The sequence below is a fragment of the Yoonia sp. KMU-150 genome (assembly GCF_056858355.1).
Genome location: NZ_JBXEQF010000001.1, coordinates 2,374,906 through 2,390,970, shown reverse-complemented (window position 1 = coordinate 2,390,970; position 16,065 = coordinate 2,374,906). Strand labels below are relative to the sequence as shown.

Annotated in this window: 17 protein-coding genes and 1 tRNA gene; 11 read left to right on the top strand and 7 right to left on the bottom strand. The window is 59.6% G+C overall.

What is annotated here, in order from left to right:
* Positions 1-9: 9 nt before the first annotated feature.
* The 3 genes from AC04PH_RS11960 to AC04PH_RS11950 are packed head-to-tail and all read right to left on the bottom strand — an operon-like array spanning position 10 to position 1,754.
* Positions 10-441: a DUF6691 family protein gene (locus AC04PH_RS11960; protein ID WP_483065964.1), complete on the bottom strand. Its 432-nt coding sequence runs from the start codon at positions 439-441 to the stop codon at positions 10-12.
* On the bottom strand, positions 441-866 hold the full coding sequence (locus AC04PH_RS11955; RefSeq protein WP_483065963.1) for a YeeE/YedE family protein: 426 nt from the start codon (positions 864-866) through the stop codon (positions 441-443). Before AC04PH_RS11955 ends, AC04PH_RS11960 begins: the two co-directional genes overlap by 1 nt.
* 24 nt (positions 867-890) lie before the next feature.
* Positions 891-1,754, bottom strand: coding sequence for an MBL fold metallo-hydrolase (locus AC04PH_RS11950; protein WP_483065962.1), 864 nt, complete (start codon positions 1,752-1,754; stop codon positions 891-893).
* Between the two features lie 86 nt (positions 1,755-1,840).
* On the opposite strand from AC04PH_RS11950, the gene AC04PH_RS11945 reads away from it, so the two are divergent.
* Positions 1,841-2,164, top strand: a complete 324-nt coding sequence (locus AC04PH_RS11945; protein ID WP_483065961.1) for an ArsR/SmtB family transcription factor — start codon at positions 1,841-1,843, stop codon at positions 2,162-2,164.
* On the opposite strand, the gene AC04PH_RS11940 is transcribed toward AC04PH_RS11945, so the two are convergent.
* A complete protein-coding gene (locus AC04PH_RS11940) occupies positions 2,119-3,363 on the bottom strand; it encodes an acyl-CoA dehydrogenase family protein (protein ID WP_483065960.1) in 1,245 nt (414 codons plus the stop codon). The genes AC04PH_RS11945 and AC04PH_RS11940 overlap by 46 nt on opposite strands.
* A 92-nt stretch (positions 3,364-3,455) precedes the next feature.
* Between AC04PH_RS11940 and AC04PH_RS11935 the strand changes: the two genes are divergently transcribed.
* Entirely contained in the window at positions 3,456-4,493 is a 1,038-nt protein-coding gene (locus AC04PH_RS11935; RefSeq protein ID WP_483065959.1) for a phosphotransferase, read from the top strand.
* Here the strand turns inward: AC04PH_RS11935 and AC04PH_RS11930 are convergent.
* Positions 4,490-4,705, bottom strand: a complete 216-nt coding sequence (locus tag AC04PH_RS11930) for a hypothetical protein (protein WP_483065958.1) — start codon at positions 4,703-4,705, stop codon at positions 4,490-4,492. The genes AC04PH_RS11935 and AC04PH_RS11930 overlap by 4 nt on opposite strands.
* A 117-nt stretch (positions 4,706-4,822) precedes the next feature.
* Between AC04PH_RS11930 and AC04PH_RS11925 the strand changes: the two genes are divergently transcribed.
* A complete protein-coding gene (locus tag AC04PH_RS11925) occupies positions 4,823-5,074 on the top strand; it encodes a DUF2312 domain-containing protein (RefSeq protein WP_483065957.1) in 252 nt (83 codons plus the stop codon).
* A gap of 13 nt (positions 5,075-5,087) precedes the next feature.
* On the opposite strand, the gene AC04PH_RS11920 is transcribed toward AC04PH_RS11925, so the two are convergent.
* Positions 5,088-5,963 carry a hypothetical protein gene (locus tag AC04PH_RS11920; protein WP_483065956.1) on the bottom strand — a complete coding sequence of 292 codons (876 nt, stop codon included), beginning with the start codon at positions 5,961-5,963 and terminating at the stop codon, positions 5,088-5,090.
* 87 nt (positions 5,964-6,050) lie between these two features.
* On the opposite strand from AC04PH_RS11920, the gene AC04PH_RS11915 reads away from it, so the two are divergent.
* Both AC04PH_RS11915 and AC04PH_RS11910 read left to right on the top strand, forming a co-directional pair.
* Positions 6,051-7,706, top strand: coding sequence for an ABC transporter permease (locus AC04PH_RS11915; protein WP_483065955.1), 1,656 nt, complete (start codon positions 6,051-6,053; stop codon positions 7,704-7,706).
* A 51-nt stretch (positions 7,707-7,757) separates the two neighbouring features.
* A tRNA-Thr gene (locus AC04PH_RS11910) sits at positions 7,758-7,833 on the top strand.
* A 4-nt stretch (positions 7,834-7,837) separates the two neighbouring features.
* On the opposite strand, the gene AC04PH_RS11905 is transcribed toward AC04PH_RS11910, so the two are convergent.
* Positions 7,838-8,110: a hypothetical protein gene (locus tag AC04PH_RS11905; RefSeq protein ID WP_483065954.1), complete on the bottom strand. Its 273-nt coding sequence runs from the start codon at positions 8,108-8,110 to the stop codon at positions 7,838-7,840.
* Between the two features lie 1,570 nt (positions 8,111-9,680).
* On the opposite strand from AC04PH_RS11905, the gene AC04PH_RS11900 reads away from it, so the two are divergent.
* The 6 genes from AC04PH_RS11900 to AC04PH_RS11875 all read left to right on the top strand — a co-directional run bounded on the left by AC04PH_RS11900 (position 9,681) and on the right by AC04PH_RS11875 (position 15,939).
* Entirely contained in the window at positions 9,681-9,833 is a 153-nt protein-coding gene (locus AC04PH_RS11900; RefSeq protein ID WP_483065953.1) for a hypothetical protein, read from the top strand.
* 899 nt (positions 9,834-10,732) lie between these two features.
* A complete protein-coding gene (locus tag AC04PH_RS11895) occupies positions 10,733-12,565 on the top strand; it encodes a hypothetical protein (RefSeq protein ID WP_483065952.1) in 1,833 nt (610 codons plus the stop codon).
* Positions 12,562-13,482 carry a hypothetical protein gene (locus AC04PH_RS11890; protein WP_483065951.1) on the top strand — a complete coding sequence of 307 codons (921 nt, stop codon included), beginning with the start codon at positions 12,562-12,564 and terminating at the stop codon, positions 13,480-13,482. The genes AC04PH_RS11895 and AC04PH_RS11890 overlap by 4 nt, the downstream gene beginning before the upstream one ends.
* Positions 13,482-14,228, top strand: coding sequence for a DUF6339 family protein (locus AC04PH_RS11885; protein WP_483065950.1), 747 nt, complete (start codon positions 13,482-13,484; stop codon positions 14,226-14,228). Before AC04PH_RS11890 ends, AC04PH_RS11885 begins: the two co-directional genes overlap by 1 nt.
* The gene (locus tag AC04PH_RS11880) at positions 14,201-15,499 is read left to right on the top strand and encodes a DNA cytosine methyltransferase (RefSeq protein WP_483065949.1); all 1,299 of its coding nucleotides are present in this window, start codon (positions 14,201-14,203) and stop codon (positions 15,497-15,499) included. Before AC04PH_RS11885 ends, AC04PH_RS11880 begins: the two co-directional genes overlap by 28 nt.
* On the top strand, positions 15,400-15,939 hold the full coding sequence (locus AC04PH_RS11875) for a very short patch repair endonuclease (protein WP_483065948.1): 540 nt from the start codon (positions 15,400-15,402) through the stop codon (positions 15,937-15,939). Before AC04PH_RS11880 ends, AC04PH_RS11875 begins: the two co-directional genes overlap by 100 nt.
* Positions 15,940-16,065 lie beyond the last annotated feature (126 nt).

Genomic DNA, 16,065 nt, shown 5'->3' with positions numbered 1-16,065 from the left:
GCCCCTGATCTACGCGCCCTGCGCCGCGCCGTCCAGCCACACCCGCGCCCGCGGGGCCACAGCCATCCCCGCCAGCATCGCCGCCACGAAAAGCAGGCCGCCCGGACCGTCAAAGCTCAGCGCCGCCAATGAAGGGCCGGGGCACAGCCCCGACAGCGCCCAGCCCATCCCGAACAGGATCGACCCTATCGCCAACGGCCGGGTGATCGCCGCATCCGGCGTCGCCGGAAACGCGCCACCCAGCACGGGCCTGCGCCCCGCCGTCAGCCGCCATGCTACCGCCATCGGCACGATCGCGCCGCCCATGACGAAGGCCAGCGTCGGATCCCAGTCTCCGAAGACATCCAGCCAGCCCTGCACCTTGGTCGTGTCTGTCATGCCCGACAGCAACAGCCCCAGCCCGAATAGGCCGCCCACGCAAAACGCAGCCAGTCCCCGCATCAGACGATCCCTAACAGGTGCCGTGCCAGCAGCATCGTCACCGCCCCGGCCCCGATATAGAACAGCGTCGCCACGATCCCGCGCACCGACAGACGGCTGATGCCGCAGACCCCGTGGCCCGATGTGCAGCCGTTTGCCATTCGCGTGCCGACCCCGACAAGCAGCCCCGCCAGCACGATCACCGCCAGATTGCCGGTCAGATGCGTCTCCGCCCCGCCGGTCAGCCAGGCCACCACACCGGGCACCGCAATCAGCCCCGCGATCAGTGCAAGCCGCTCGCGCGCCTGGTGCCGCCCGCTGCCGTCCACCAGCCCGCCGACGATGCCCGACGCACCCATGATCCGCCCGTTCACCAGAAGGAAGATCGCGGCAGCCGTGCCGATCAGCCCGCCGCCCAGCAGGCCCAAAAGCCAGTCTGTTTGCATGTCATAATTCTCCTCGCCGCTGTCCTACAGCGTATTGATCGGCACCTTGAAATAGCGTGTACCGTTGTCGTCAGGCTCCGGGAAGTGGCCCGCGCGCATGTTGGTCTGCAGGCTCGGCAGGATCAGCCGGGGCATCCCCAGCTTCTTGTCGCGCGCCTCGCGCATCGACACGAACTCCTCCAGCGGGCGGCCGGCACCGATATGCACGTTCAGCGCCTTCTGCTCGCCCACCGTGGTCTCCCAGGCGAAATCGTCGCGACCCGGTGCCTTGTAATCGTGGCCCACGAAAATCCGGGTCTCGTCCGGCAGGCTCAGGATCTTCTGGATCGACCGGTAAAGGTCCTCTGCCGACCCGCCCGGAAAATCGCAGCGCGCGGTGCCGAAATCCGGCATGAACAGCGTATCGCCCACGAATGCCGCGTCGCCGATCACATAGGTGAGGCAGGCGGGCGTGTGGCCGGGCGTGTGCAGCACGTCACAGCGCAACTGCCCGATGTGGATGCTGTCGCCCTCTTTGAACAATTGGTCGAATTGCGACCCGTCGCGCTGGAATCGGGTGCCTTCGTTGAAAATCTTGCCGAAGGTGTCCTGCACTACGGTGATCCGGTCGCCGATCCCGATCTTGCCGCCGAGTGCGTCTTGCAGGTAGGGCGCGGCAGACAGGTGGTCGGCGTGCACGTGGCTTTCGAGAATCCACGCGACCTGCAGCCCTTCGGCCTTGATCCATGCAATGATCTTGTCGGCCGATGCGGTATCGGTCCGCCCCGCCGCCTGATCGTAGTCCAGCACGCTGTCGATCACGGCGCAGGACGATCCCGCCGGATCGCGAACCACATAGGATACGGTGTTCGTCGCATCGTCGAAAAAGGCTTTCACGTCAGGGTGCATGGCGAATCTCCTCTTGTTGCAGGATAGCGCGGGCAAAAAACATTTCAATATTGGAATGTGTTGGCAGGCGTGCTAGCCAACGGCTCATGTTGCACACACCCGACCCGATGGAATCCGCAGCGCAAGAGGCGGCCGATATGCTCAAATCGCTCTCGAATCCGCGCCGGTTGCGTATTCTCTGCGCGCTGGTGCCGGGGCCGATGACGGTGGGGGAGCTGATGGACACCCTGGGTGCGTCACAGTCCTACGTTTCCGGGCAGCTGCTGAAACTGCGTGGCGAAGGGCTGGTCACGGCGGTGCGCGATGGGCGGCAGGTGCATTACAGCCTGTCCGACCCGCGCGTGCGCCCCGTGCTGGAACGGCTTTACGAGGTTTTCTGCCCCACCGACACGTTCGGGCTGTCGCGGTAGGGTTTCAACTCCGCGCGCGCGACTTGCCGCCGGTGCACGGCATCCGGCCCGTCGGCCAGCCGCAGGGTGCGCAGATGCGTCCATTGTCGGGCCAGCGGCGTATCCTGCGAAATCCCCGCGGCCCCGAACATCTGCACCGCTTGATCGGTGACCTTCAGCGCGACGGCCGGGGCCACGACCTTGATCTGCGAAATCCACGGGGCCGCGGCCCGCTGATCGCCCTGATCCATCATCCAGGCGGCCTTGAGGCACAGCAGCCGTGCCTGCTCGATCTCCATCCGGGCCGTGGCGATCAGGTCATAGTTCGCGCCCAGTTCCGCCAGCGGCTTGCCGAACGCCTCGCGCGCAAGGCTGCGCCGGCACATCAGCTCCAGCGCCTTTTCGGCCTGACCGATGGCGCGCATGCAATGGTGGATGCGGCCGGGGCCAAGCCGCCCCTGCGCCACCTCGAACCCACGACCTTCCTCCAGCAGCAGGTTTTCCGCCGGGACGCGCACGTTATCGAAGCGGATGTGCATATGCCCGTGCGGCGCATCGTCGTGGCCGTAGACCTCCATCGCGCGCAGCTTGGTGATGCCGGGCAGATCGGACGGCACGACGATCATCGAATGCCGCCGGTGCTTCGCCGCCTTCGGGTCGGTCTGCACCATCACGATGTAAACCGCGCAGCGCGGATCGCCCGCGCCCGTCGCCCACCATTTTTCGCCGTTCAGGATGTAATTGTCACCGTCGCGTTTGCACGACATCGCGATGTTCGTGGCATCGGAACTCGCGACATCCGGCTCGGTCATCAGATAGGCGGACCGGATTTCACCTTTCTTGAGCGGTTCCAGCCATTTGGACTGCATTGCTGATGTGCCGTAGCGGGCGAAAACCTCCATGTTGCCGGTGTCGGGCGCGTTGCAGTTGAACACCTCCGCCGCCAGATGCGATTTGCCCATTTCCTCGGCCAGATAGGCGTATTCCACCGTGCGCAGGCCAGTGCCGCTGAATGTGTCCCAGAAATTCCACAGGCCGCGGTCGCGGGCTGTGGCTTTCAACCCTTCCAGTATCTCGGTCTGGCGCGGCGTGAATTGCCAGCGGTCGCCCTGCGCGACCTCGGCCAGAAACTCCGCGTCCAGCGGCGAGATTTCGTCGAGGACCATCGCTTGCACGGCCTCTAGAATAGGTTGCAAGCGCGGGGTGATGCCAAGGTCCATGTCGGTCTCCTTTTGCCGCGCATTGGCGCATCGGCGCGCGCGCGTGTCAATCACGGCTTGCCTTGATCGTAGGGCTGCGGGTTAATGGGCGCATGGATGACGCCGCACCCGGACTGGGCATCAGCACAAGCGCGCTTGGCGCATATCTTTCGGCGCATGTGCCTGATTTCGCGGGCCTGTCGGCAGTGACGAAGTTCACGGCCGGGCAATCCAATCCCACCTACCGCATAGACGCGGAGAGCGGCCCGCTTGTCCTGCGCAGCAAACCCAGTGGCAAGTTGTTGCCTTCCGCGCATCTGGTCGAACGTGAATTTCGCGTGATGCGGGCGCTGGCAGACACGCAAGTGCCGGTGCCGGAGGTGCTGCATCTGGCGACGGACGACGCCTCGCCCTCGGGGCGTGCTTTCTATGTCATGCGGTTTCTGGACGGTCGCATCTTCTGGGATCCGGCCTTGCCGGAGGTTGAAAACCGCGCGGCGATCTATGACGCGATGAACGCTGCACTGGCCGCGTTGCATGATGTCGATGTGGAAGCGGTGGGTCTGGCCGATTTCGGCAAGCCCGGCAACTACTTCGCCCGCCAGCTGGACCGATGGTCGCGGCAATACCGCGCGAGTGCCGACGCGCCCTTGCGGGATATGACGGACCTGATCGACTGGCTGGAACGTCATTTGCCCGCCGACGACGGGCAGATCGCGCTGGTGCATGGCGATTACCGGCTCGACAACATGATCTTTGCGCCGCAAGGGGCTGATATTATGGGGATTCTGGACTGGGAACTGTCGACCCTCGGCCACCCGATGGCCGATCTGGCGTATCAGTGCATGCAATGGCGCTTGCCGCACGACGGCGACATGCGCGGGTTGGGCGGGATTGATCGGGCGAAAATTGGTTTGCCGACGGAGTCTGAATATGTCGCCGCCTATGCCAGGCGGCGCGGTTTAGGAACGATCGACAACTGGCTGTTTTATCTGTGCTTTTCGTTCTTCCGCCTCGCCGCGATCCTTGCCGGGGTCGCGGCGCGGGCGCGGCAGGGAAATGCGTCGAACCCGGAATTGGCAAGGAAATACGGCGCGGCGGTACCGCTGTTGACGCAGATGGCGGTGCGGATCACGCGCGAGGGTGCCTAGGACAGCATGATCCCCACAACGACGGTCATCAGGCCCAAAACGGATATCAGCAACGCGCCGAGGTTGACCGGCAGAATGCGGGATAGGCGGGCGCGCAGGGCATCGTCGTCCAGCCCTGCGCGTTTGGCGCGGGCCACGGCGACGATGCTGTAGATGATCCCGGCGAACCCCAGCAGGGACAGGGCGACCCCGGTCCAGATCAATGCGTCCATTTTGGTCTCCGTCAGTGTGGCGGCGGCTTATCCTGCGGTGGTGGAACTGACAAGTCTTGCAGGCCGTCACAGCGCAGGCTAACACGAGTTTTCCATCAGCCCAGAGGAGCCGCCGAAATGAGTGACGTCGTCGATACAGCCAGTGTTGCAGGTCAGGAGCTGCGCCAGTTCATCGAACGGTTCGAGCGTCTGGATGCGGAGAAAAAGGACATCGCCGACGCGCAGAAAGAGGTCATGGCCGAGGCCAAGGGCCGGGGGTATGATACCAAGGTGCTGCGCAAGGTGATCGCGATCCGCAAGCGCGACGCCAACGATCTGGCCGAGGAAGAAGCGGTGCTGGATATGTACAAGGCCGCGCTGGGCATGTAGCCCGCCGACCCCGTTAGGGGCTGACGAAATGCACGCCCGGCATCGTGGCGATCATAGCCACATCGTTTTCGTACGCCTCTGACAATTCGTCGATCATCGCCTCGGTCGCGCCGGGCAGGTCGACTTCTTCCTCGATCTCGTCTTCGAGGGCGTATTTGTCCAGAAACGCGCCGATGATCCGGCGCTTTTGCGCTTCCGTGCGGGGCGGGTGGGCGCGCATGTAGTTGAGAAACCGGTTCAACCCCTGTTTCGACATGATCGCGGCCAGCAGATCGAAGCCGCCGGTGATCTTCTGGCTGGCGGTGACACCCGCCATGCGGCGGATCAGTTCGGCCCAGATCAGCGGCGTATCCTCGTTGCACCAGACGGTCAGCTGCGAGCGGGGCGCGACGTGCCGGATCCGGCGAATAATGTCGGACCAGCGCATGTCGGCGGGGTGCATGCCGCGCGAAAACTGGTCCCAGCTTTCGTGATCGGATTTCGCAAAGGCCGCCGGCATGAAGGTCGCCGGATTGCGCAGCGCCAGGAAAATCTCGATATCGTCCTCGGCGAAGATGTCGTGCAGGGCGCGCAGCTTTGGTTCGGTCTGGGCGTAGAGGACGCCATCCTCGAATATCCGGTTCGGCACGCAGATGAAGTTCTGGTTGCTGAGCACGAGCCGCTCTGTCGGCGCATCGTCAAGGATCGCATCGAGCAGGACCGACCGGGTGTCGGGCGCGGGTGCGGCCCCGTCGAGCCCCTGTATGGTCTCGCGGATCAGGCGGCGGTATTTGCCGGGGCCGGGAATCTTGACGCCGTCATGGGCGAGAAGTTCGGTGTTTTTGAGCAGCGATTTCAGGAGCCTGTCATCGTCGGTGCAATGGGCGCCAATATGATAGACGATTTCCATGGGGGACCTGACCTGCGCATTTTCCTGAGGTTCAGCATAGTCGTATTTCTGGACAGTTAAACCGGTTTCGGTTAGCCCGACACCGATATGCCTGAGCAAATTCGTCAGTTATCCGCGCCCCGGGCCTTCCGGCCCCGCTTTGCGCCGTGGTCGGTCGGGGCCGCCGTGATCGCCGTGCTGGTGCTTTTGCCCATCGTTGCCGTGCTGTGGTTCGCGCTGACCCCGACGGAGAACATCTGGGGCCACCTTTGGGCCACGACGCTGCCGCGCTATCTGGAAAACACGGTGGTGCTGATGCTGTCGGTGGGGGCGCTGACCGCCTGCATCGGCACTGGCGCGGCCTGGCTCGTGGTGATGTATGACTTTCCGGGGCGGCGCTGGCTGGAGTGGGCCTTGCTGATGCCGCTGGCGGTGCCGGCCTATGTAGGGGCCTATGCGCTGGTGGATTTTCTGGAATACGCGGGGCCGGTGCAGACCGCGCTGCGCGGTGCGATGGGATGGAGCAGTGCCGCCGATTATTGGTTTCCCGCGATCCGCACGCGGGGCGCGGCATCGCTGGTGATGGCGGCCGCACTTTATCCTTACGTCTATATCCTGAGCCGGGCCGCGTTCCGCGAGATGTCGGGCGCGGGGTTCGAGGTGGCGCGGGCGCTCGGGGCAGGGCCGTTCGCGCGATTCCGCCGCGTCGGGCTGCCGTTGGCGCGCCCGGCGATCGCCGCTGGCGTGGCCGTTGTGATGATGGAGACGGTGAATGACTTTGGCACCGTCGATTACTTCGCCGTGCAGACCCTGACCACCGGCATTTTCAGTGTCTGGTTGCAGGGCGGCAATCTGGGTGGGGCGGCGCAGATTTCGGGCGTGATCCTGGTGATGATCGTGCTGCTGGTGATGCTGGAGAAACTGTCGCGACGGCGCAGCCGGTTCTTCGGCGCTGCGCGCAACATGCGCCCGGTGACACGGACCCGGCTGACGAATGCGCCTGCATGGGCGGCGACGCTGCTGTGCACGTTTCCGGTGCTGGGCGGTTTCGTGTTGCCGGTGGCCGTTCTGGCGACACATGCGATGGATGCCGATCAATGGGCCGCACCGGGCCTGTTGCGCGCCCTGCGTCATACGCTGACCGTGGGCGGGCTTGCGGCCGTCCTTTGCGTGGCTGGTGGTGTGTTCATGGTGTATGGTGTGCGCCTGTCGCGGCATCGCCTGCCGGCCCTGCTGATGCCGGTGACCGCCATTGGTTACGCAGCCCCCGGGGCGGTGCTGGGCTTGGGGATTCTCATTCCGCTCGCGGCGCTCGACAATCGCGTGGCCGATTTGGTGCTTGTCGTCACGGGGCACGACCCGGGGCTGATCCTGACCGGCACTGCGGGGGCGCTGGTGATCGCCTATATCGTGCGGTTCTTCGCTATCGCGCAGGGCACGGCGGATGCCGCATTGGGCCGGGTCGCACCGAGCCTGCCGATGGCTGCACGGTCGCTGGGGCGGTCCGCCGGGGGCACGCTGCGGGCGATCCACCTGCCGCTGGTCCGCGCCTCCGTCGGGTCGGCACTGCTGCTGGTGTTCGTGGACTGTGTGAAGGAACTGCCCGCGACGCTGCTGCTGCGCCCCTTCAGCTACGACACGCTGGCGACCCGCGTGCATGCCAAGGCGTCACTTGAAAACATCGCCGAGGCGGCCCCGGCGGCCCTGATGATCACGCTGGTCGGACTGGCCGCCGTAGCGCTGCTGGCGCGGGCCGCGCGATAGCGATTTGCCCTCTTGCAAGGATGTGGCCGAGCCGATAAACGACCGCGCAGTGCCCCTATAGCTCAGCTGGTAGAGCAACTGATTTGTAATCAGTAGGTCCGCGGTTCGAGTCCGTGTGGGGGCACCATCTGTCAGGTCCAAGATATATAGAATGCTGGTTTCTGCAGATTTTGTGGCCCAGGAACCTGATTTTTGCCCCATACGAATGTGGCTGACCAGCGTTTCGTGCCGCCAGCGTCCTGAACGGTTGTCGATGCCCGCACGATCCGTGCGTTCATGTCGACGAGGCGGGGGACGTAGTACTCGATCGCGTTGCCCATCGCGCCGTTCAGGCGGCATTGTTGGTCAAGAATGTCGATGAACGCGAATGGCACCGATGCGAGCGCGTGAACGATCTCGTACAATCGCATTGCGACCGTTCGAGGTGTCAGGGGCGGGGTGCTAAACGATTTGATGAGGTCTTCAAGAGGCTCACGGGCTCTCTCGTCTTGGGTGCATCGAAATCCATAAGTGCGAACACGGGTGGATATTCTATCTTCGCGGCAAGCGTGTCGAGCCACCTGCCGTCGTGCTGCTGCGCGTCGAAAACGATCACACTGTTTGCCAGTAGTCCGATTGCTCGGTGGGATGTACCAAGTGAATTGATGGTGAGAAATACAGTGGACTTTTGTTCTCTCGGTTGGATCAGAGCTCTTTGCGACAAGTCGGGCGGGGGCAGATCAAACATGCCTTGATCTTGATCCTTCCGTCAGGACGGATGCGCGCCACGCCGATCTCGATGGGCCAGCAGCCAGGTTCGAGGCCGGAAGCCTCGATATCCAAGAATTCCAGTCTGGCGATATTCATGTTGGCAGATTGCCTTTCGTCGGCGACGATCTGGTGGAGAAGATGGATGCCACGACTGCTGACGAACAATGCCGCTGAGTCGAAAAGGGTGTCCTCGTGTTCCGCTGTGAAGCGTTTGATCTGCGCCGTTGCGACATGTCACATGTTCGCTGGGGCGAATTCGGATTGTGGATATTGGTCATAGGGAGCCTCCTAGGGTTTGATGCCGCTCTTTTTGATGCGCTTTGGTGCGCGTCAAACAACCCACCTGTGTCTTCGGCACAATAGGGGTAGCGGTATCAGCTTCGGGTTTCGTCCGGCGAGCCTGGAATTGATGCGGGAGCCATACGTGGATCGTATTCTGAACCTCGCGCGATAATTGCTACATGCGATATGGGAGAGATCAGGGAGTGGGACTCCCTTTCCTCGCCTGCAGATGGAGAGGCAAGCCGGGGTTTCCGGGAGAATGGACGGAACGGCTTCACCGAACCGTCGGAGATGTTAAGCGGGTTTCATGGAGAGTCGCGGACGATCGGCCAAGAGACACCGGAGAGGTTTTATAGAAGTAGCGAGCGTTTCTCCGGCCGCTGTCCGCGCAAGACCGCCACTCCGGCGTAAGTGACTCTTGGATTGGCGCGCGTATAGAGCCCGCAGAAAGCATCTCGAAACACGCATAGTCGCTTCTTCAAAGTATTGAGCCGCTCTTGGGGCTGGTGCTCAATCCACTTTCCGCACCTGCAAGTTTTGCCTATTTCCTTTCCACTTCAACGCAAGTCGAAAGTGGGGAACGCAGTGGAAGGTTGTCGGTTCACGCCATATGGTTGTCGGTTCACGCCATATGGAAGTTTACTCGCACAAGAGCGCGCCAAGAGCGAAACAGAACGCGCCCGGCAAGAAAAAGAACGGCCAGAGAGTCTTGAAGACGCACGGATCCTTGACGAGGCGGGGCGCAAGTAGCTTGCGTCGTTGCACGTCTAGAGGGTTGGGCCACCTCCCGAGTTCATTCTTGGCGAAGTCGCCAGTTTTCAGGAACTGCAAGACGCACAGCTCCTCGTCTATTCGAAGAAGGAGTCGTTCGACTACACAAAGTAGGACGGCAAAGGGCAACCGTCGCCGTAAGCTGCGCGTCGATGCGGCATCGCATTATGCATGTGTGATTTCTCTTTCGGTGTTGAACGACAGAGCGCGTTGGCCATCGACAGGAATGCGGACAGCGATGCGCTGTCGGAGAAGCTCGACAAGACGACGAACCCCGAGTTGATGACGGCGTACCGCGCGTCGAAAGATGCTGCTATGCGATGACGCGCCGGATATTTCCAAACGGTTTGACCGTTGTGTTCAGGCAATCGATACGGTGGTCGCTTCGTGGGGTTTCGATCTCGAGACCGACAAGCATGATCCTCGAAAGCGAAGGATCGCGCTTTGCCGATGGTGCATACCGACCGGCGACCGGATCCGATCAAGGTGACTCAGAAGGACCGTCAGCGTCAAATGTAACGGGCCGATAACGAGAAGATCCAGGGTTCCAGCGTCGTCGGCTTCCGCCTTGACCGACTGTTTGACGCGACATCCGGATTTACCGGCAGGTTGGCTTTGGGCTGTGTTTGCTGTGGCTGAATAAGCGTAGGGACGCTGTCGCGCTTGGTCAGACGGGCTACTGCCCTTCAAGAGCCTGGGTGATTTCGGAGAACGTCTTCCGCGCCTTGTGAAGCTCCGCCTTTGCCGTTTCGGCCCGGGTGCTGGTCCACCGGTTTGGAATATCTGATCATGCGCCAGCCGCAGATCGTCAGACATCTCAGAGATGTTCGCGTGTCTGTTCTGCGTCACCAGCATGCGCTCCTTCACGTCGCATATTGCTGGGCCAAGGCAGGTTAACGACGTGCGAGCGACCTCGTTAACCTGTTGCCAGATCGGTATCTTCCCGTCGTTTTCTGCCATGAAACCAAGGATAACGGCCTCGGTTTTACGCATCGGGTCAGGATCAATGTCGTCGGTTCGGTTCAGGTTGGGGTCGTGTTTGGATATTCGTCAGTCTCCGATTGGGGCGTATTGCCCGGTATCCGTATTACTGGGGATTACCTCTACGGGGTGGGGCGGCAGACATAAGGTCGTGTCGAACCACGATGCCGAAAAATAATCGGTAAGAACCGGAACTTTCGCGTTGAAGGTCCACCATGGTTCCCGCAAAATTAATGAGTTAGATGAAACGGCATCCGCAAGAAGAATTGGTTCGGTCGAGCATGAAATGGTATTATGAAGAAACACCTTTGAATGGCGGAGCGCCGGGGAACGCCTTTCAAAGCATCTTCAACGGTTCGGGAAAGAAGCCAGCGGAAACACTTGCGCGTGAAGCTATCCAGAACAGTGTGGATGCCGCAATCGAACCGAACGTAACGGTGCGAGTCGAATTCCGGTTTGCGAAACTGGAGGGAGATCAGCGGCGGTCTTTCGAAGAGGCCGCTGGCCTCGGCGACATGAAGGATCGTGCGCAAAGACTGGGTTTGGTTTCCGGCAATGCTCTCCAGATTTCTGAAGGCCCAATCAATCTTCTATATATCGACGACTACGAGACGACCGGTCTGAAAGGAGATCCTCGATCTCCCTCCTCGAACCTACGTAAGTTGCTGATGGATTTGGGTGGCAGTGACAAAGCCCAAATGTCTGAAAGTTCCGGTGGGTCCTATGGCTTCGGTAAAGCCGTCTACAGCGCATCGTCGCGTTTGGGGACGATTTTTGCTTTCAGCGAGACGGTAGATGAAAAAGGCGCTGCCGTTACCCTTCTGATGGGGTGTGCTTATCAAGAGGGGCACGATCATGAAGGCTTGTCCTACACGGGACGCGCGTGGTTCGGCGTCCCGACCGAAGTCGAAGGAAAGGGCGTACGTTTCGTTCCCTTCGAAGGCTCTCAAGCGCAGGAGCTGGCTGCACAGCTTGGGTTCGAACGAGAGCCGGACGAATTTGGAACTTCGATCATGGTGATCGACGCCGGTGTCGATCAGGCTCATCTTCTGGCTGGTATCGAAGATTGGTGGTGGCCAAGGATTCAGCAGCGGTTGCTGGACGTTTCCATCGTCGCGGAAGATGGTGAGGAACGATCACCGATGCCGAAGAAACGGGTGCATCTAAAGCCGTTCATCGACGCCTTCGACTGTGCGATTGGAAAGACACCCGACATTCCTGGAAAGGCGATGAGACGTCGCTTCAATAAGACGGAAAGTCTGGAACTCGGCCACTTAGGAGCGGTAGTTCTGGATGACAGCGAAGAAGAGAATCCACTGGGTGAGGAATTCGAAAACCGACTGAATTCCGTCGCACTGGTGCGAAGCCCCCTGATGGTGGTCGACTATCATCGTGACTGGTACCCTTCGGCATCGGCTCCGCTGGCAGTGGGCTGTTTTCTCGCCCATGATGATGTTGATTTTCTTTTGAAGCTTTCGGAACCGCCAGACCACAGTAGATGGGATAATGGCGCTACGCGACTTGTAAAGCACTCGCACACCGCTTCCGAGATCGTAGGGTCAGTCATACGTCGCATCAAAACACAATTCCGAAGATTTCAAAATGAGGCCAAGCCTCCAGCACCTTCAAGGCCTCGCCGTCTCGCAAAACTTGAAAGAGACCTGGCCTCGTGGTTCGGTGTCGGACCGAAGGGCCCTGGATCGGGAGTCGGACCTAGCGCCGCACCTATATCGCTGGTTCCAAAGGGCCCACACTTAGCCTTGGAATCGGGGAGCCTGCGGGCACGTGGGTCGGTAGAGATCAAGCTCGCCGAGAAGTACGAAACGGAGCGCTGGTTTCGGTTTCGCCTGATGCTTCAGGTGGCTGAGGAGGATGGCCTGTCATCATCCGATCCGGTCGGTCTCACTTGGTCGAGCGAAAGCGCCCTGGAAGAGCTTCAGGACGGGTTCCTTTTGGGAAAAGTAAATGCGGGTGAGACTATCTGCGTCGAGTTCGTTTCCGATCTTTACGATGCTGGCTGGACCCTAAGATTTATGCCCGAAGTTCTTCCGGTCGAAGAGGAGGCAGTCGGATGAAAGCGTGGAGACGAACCGAGCCTCGAATAGCAAGACCTTTTTTCGCAGTATCTAAATTGGAAAACATTCTAGAAGGCACATCCTTGCTGGTCGGTGATCGTGAACTCGAAGTTTCGGAAGACTCCGTTCAGCTCGACCCTGCCGATTTCGAAGACCTTCATGTAGCGATACTTCCAAAAATCGATCAGGAACTCGTATCGTCAATTCTTGCTGGTCAAGAGCAGCGCTTCGCTTTCGTCATGACATTGCGCGATCCGATGTTCAAACGCCGGGTTTTGCACCAAAGATGGTCCATCGAAGAGTCTCTCCCGGAAAAGCTGTTCTTGGATGAAGAGACCGTCCGTAAATTTGGTCACAGACGCGAATTCGCCGTGAGCATCGCTTTGGTCTTGATGGAAGACGTCGACGATGCCGAGCCTGGTTGGCCGTCGCGCCGAGGATCATGGATCGCTAAACGAAATTTCAAGATTAGACTTAGGAGTATCCGATCCACCTTCGATTTGCGCCAGATGAGCCAACATGAAGCTCTACAATACACAGGTTCTGCAGGTGCGCTTTTGCATGTCGAGATCGATGCAGATCGGTTGGTTTTGGAGGTGGAGGACGGCGCACCACTGGCGACATGTTGGATAGCAGAAGACGCTTACAATGCGATGCAAAGGACGACGGACGGACGATCCCTACAAGGGGTCATAATGCCCGAGGTAATTTGTATGGTCCTTACGCTCGCAGCTCAGGATTTGCAGGAAATCGACGACGTGCCCAAAGGTACGCCTCTTGCAACGATCCTCGAACAACTGGGAGATACATCAGCTATGCGACTGGACGATCTGAAGGCGATCGTGCGCGATCCTCTAAGGTTACGTGCTTTGATCCATCATCGTACATCCTATGTCGATCTTTTGAGGACACTCTGATGCCATATCCTACGTTAAGTGACGTCGAAGCCCGCCAACTGTATTCCGCCTGGAGAGACGGCGGGAACGAAGAAGAACTTTTGTCTGCACTGGATGAGAACGTGGCGCCTGAGGGAGACGAGATCGATTGGGGGAACATCGTTACGTCGATGATATCCGATCTTGAAGACCTCTACGATCGAGTGGACGGCAAGCACGACAAACGTCTATCCGATGATAGGTTCGAAGCATTGGCGTCGACCATCATTCACAAAACGTTGCCAAAGGACGACGCCTTGGCTGATCCCGATTTTTGGATCTGGGTCGCGACCGTTCCCGGTCGGGAACTCATCAGACGCAGGTACGCGCGCAAGGCTGGTGGTCATAGCATACCGGACAGGCTCAACTTCACTTCGGCCAGTGCGCGCGAGACGTTTTATTATCGGCTCTGGATTCGTGCCGAACTGGCCTACGACCCTGAAAGCCTGGATGCCTACGAACTGGCCGCCTACGGAGACATCGATTTCTGGCGAAGCCACGTGTTTCGACAGATGTCTTCCGAGTTTCCCGCGATACTGGCAGCGTTCATCAAGTTCCAGCACCCCAAAGGGCCTACCGGCGGAAAACGGCTCTCTCAGTCGGAAATCCGTGATCTCGTGAAATTGATGCGTCGCGCGGCCGCGAACGTCATGGTAGAAGCCCTCGATGCAGATGATGCAAAGCGGTTCGTGGAGGATCAATGGCGAAAGATGCAGACATCGAGCTGATCGTTCAGGACTTTGAAGTAGCGTTTGCTTCCGATCGCCGTGTGGGGAAGGGTCTGCTCGAGCTTGAGGATCTTACGGAACTTGATTGCGATGAGGACGATTGGAGCCGTTGGTGGCTGTCGTTCCTTCGAGGCGCGCCCCTTCCAAAGGTGAAGTCTGTCGAAAAGTTGCGCTGTATCGATTTGTTCTGTGGATCGGGCGGTTTCAGTCTAGGTGTATCACTTGCCGCACGTGCGGTCGACCGGAGGGCTTGGCTCGAGCGAATAGTCGATGCCGATGAGCGTGCTTTGGGTGTCGTGTCGAGGTCGCTGGATGTTGGTCAAGCGGTCAACGCAGGCGTCTCTTCACTCGTCGATTATCAGGTCCGGCGCAGGGCGGGCGGCTGGAAATTCACGTATCCTCCTGAGATCGTAGACTCCAAGTTCGCGGTGAAGCCACATATCGATGTTTTGTTGGCCGGTCCACCCTGTCAGGGACACTCCAACCTGAACAACCACACGCGTCGGGCCGATCCGAGAAACGATCTGTTCATTTGTACCGTCGCCACCGCTGTAGCTCTTCAAAGCAAAATCGTACTCATCGAAAACGTCCGGACCGTGACCGCTTCTCACGGCGACGTCGTCGGTATGGCAAAAGAACTGTTCGAAAATTGCGGATACGAAGTTTTCGAGGATGTCGTCAGGGCGGACGATCTCGGATGGCCTCAAACCCGCGAACGATACTTCATGACTGCCATTCGCAGGGATGTATTGAAGGCCGAGCTGCCAGACATTCGGAGTAGAGAGACCAAAGATGTACTTTGGGCTATCGGTGATATTGTTGACCTCGAAACTGCTCAAGAACCGTTCGAAACGTCGCCGGTTCCAACCAGGGAGACCAAACGCCGTATCGATTGGCTCTTCGACAACGACGAGTACAATCTTGCGAATAGCGAGCGGCCCGATTGTCACAAAGACGGCACTACCTATACGGCTGTCTACGGTCGGATGTTTCCCGATCGGCCTGCGCCGACCATAACCACGGGCATCGGTACGCCAGGTCAGGGCAGGTTCATTCATCCACTGCGCCGTCGTCTTGTCACACCGAGAGAAGCCGCGCGCATTCAAGGGTTTCCAGATGGCTACGGCTTCGTTTCATCCGGGGAGCCAGGCAAACGCAAAGATTTGGCTAAGTGGATCGGAGATGCCGTGCCCGCACCCATGGGCTTCGAAATGGCACGACGGGCATTTATCGCTGCGGGAATGATGTCGGGAGAAGGCGATCTGTCGTGAACGACACGGTCGACGAAAAAACGCGTTCGCGGATTATGCGATCCGTGAAGCGAAGAGACACAAAGCCCGAGATAGAACTTCGGCGACGTTTGCACGCGATGGGCATGCGATATCGTCTGAACGTTTCTGGGCTGCCCGGAAGTCCGGATCTGGTATTTCCTAAGTTCAGAGCCGTCGTTTTCGTACACGGTTGTTTTTGGCATCGGCATGAAGGCTGCGATAGAGCGACGACACCGAAGACTCGTCACGAATTTTGGTCGGCGAAATTCGAGCGAAACATTCGACGTGACGCTGAAGTGGAGGCTGCGTTGATCAAATCAGGATGGCGGGTAGCCGTCGTATGGGAGTGTGTCGTCCGACAAAAGAATGCCGATCATGTAGCTGGCGAGTTGGCAAGTTGGTTAAGGTCTGGATCGGGCACGGAAATCTCCTTTGGATAGCCCTTTGGGCCCTCGTTGCTCGGCAGTGAGCCTGACAACAGTTCAGTTGATTTCTTTTGCAAAAGCATCTGCCTGACATTCTTCGAGACTAACTCGAAATAGAAAATGAACGACCGGAAAAAGGCA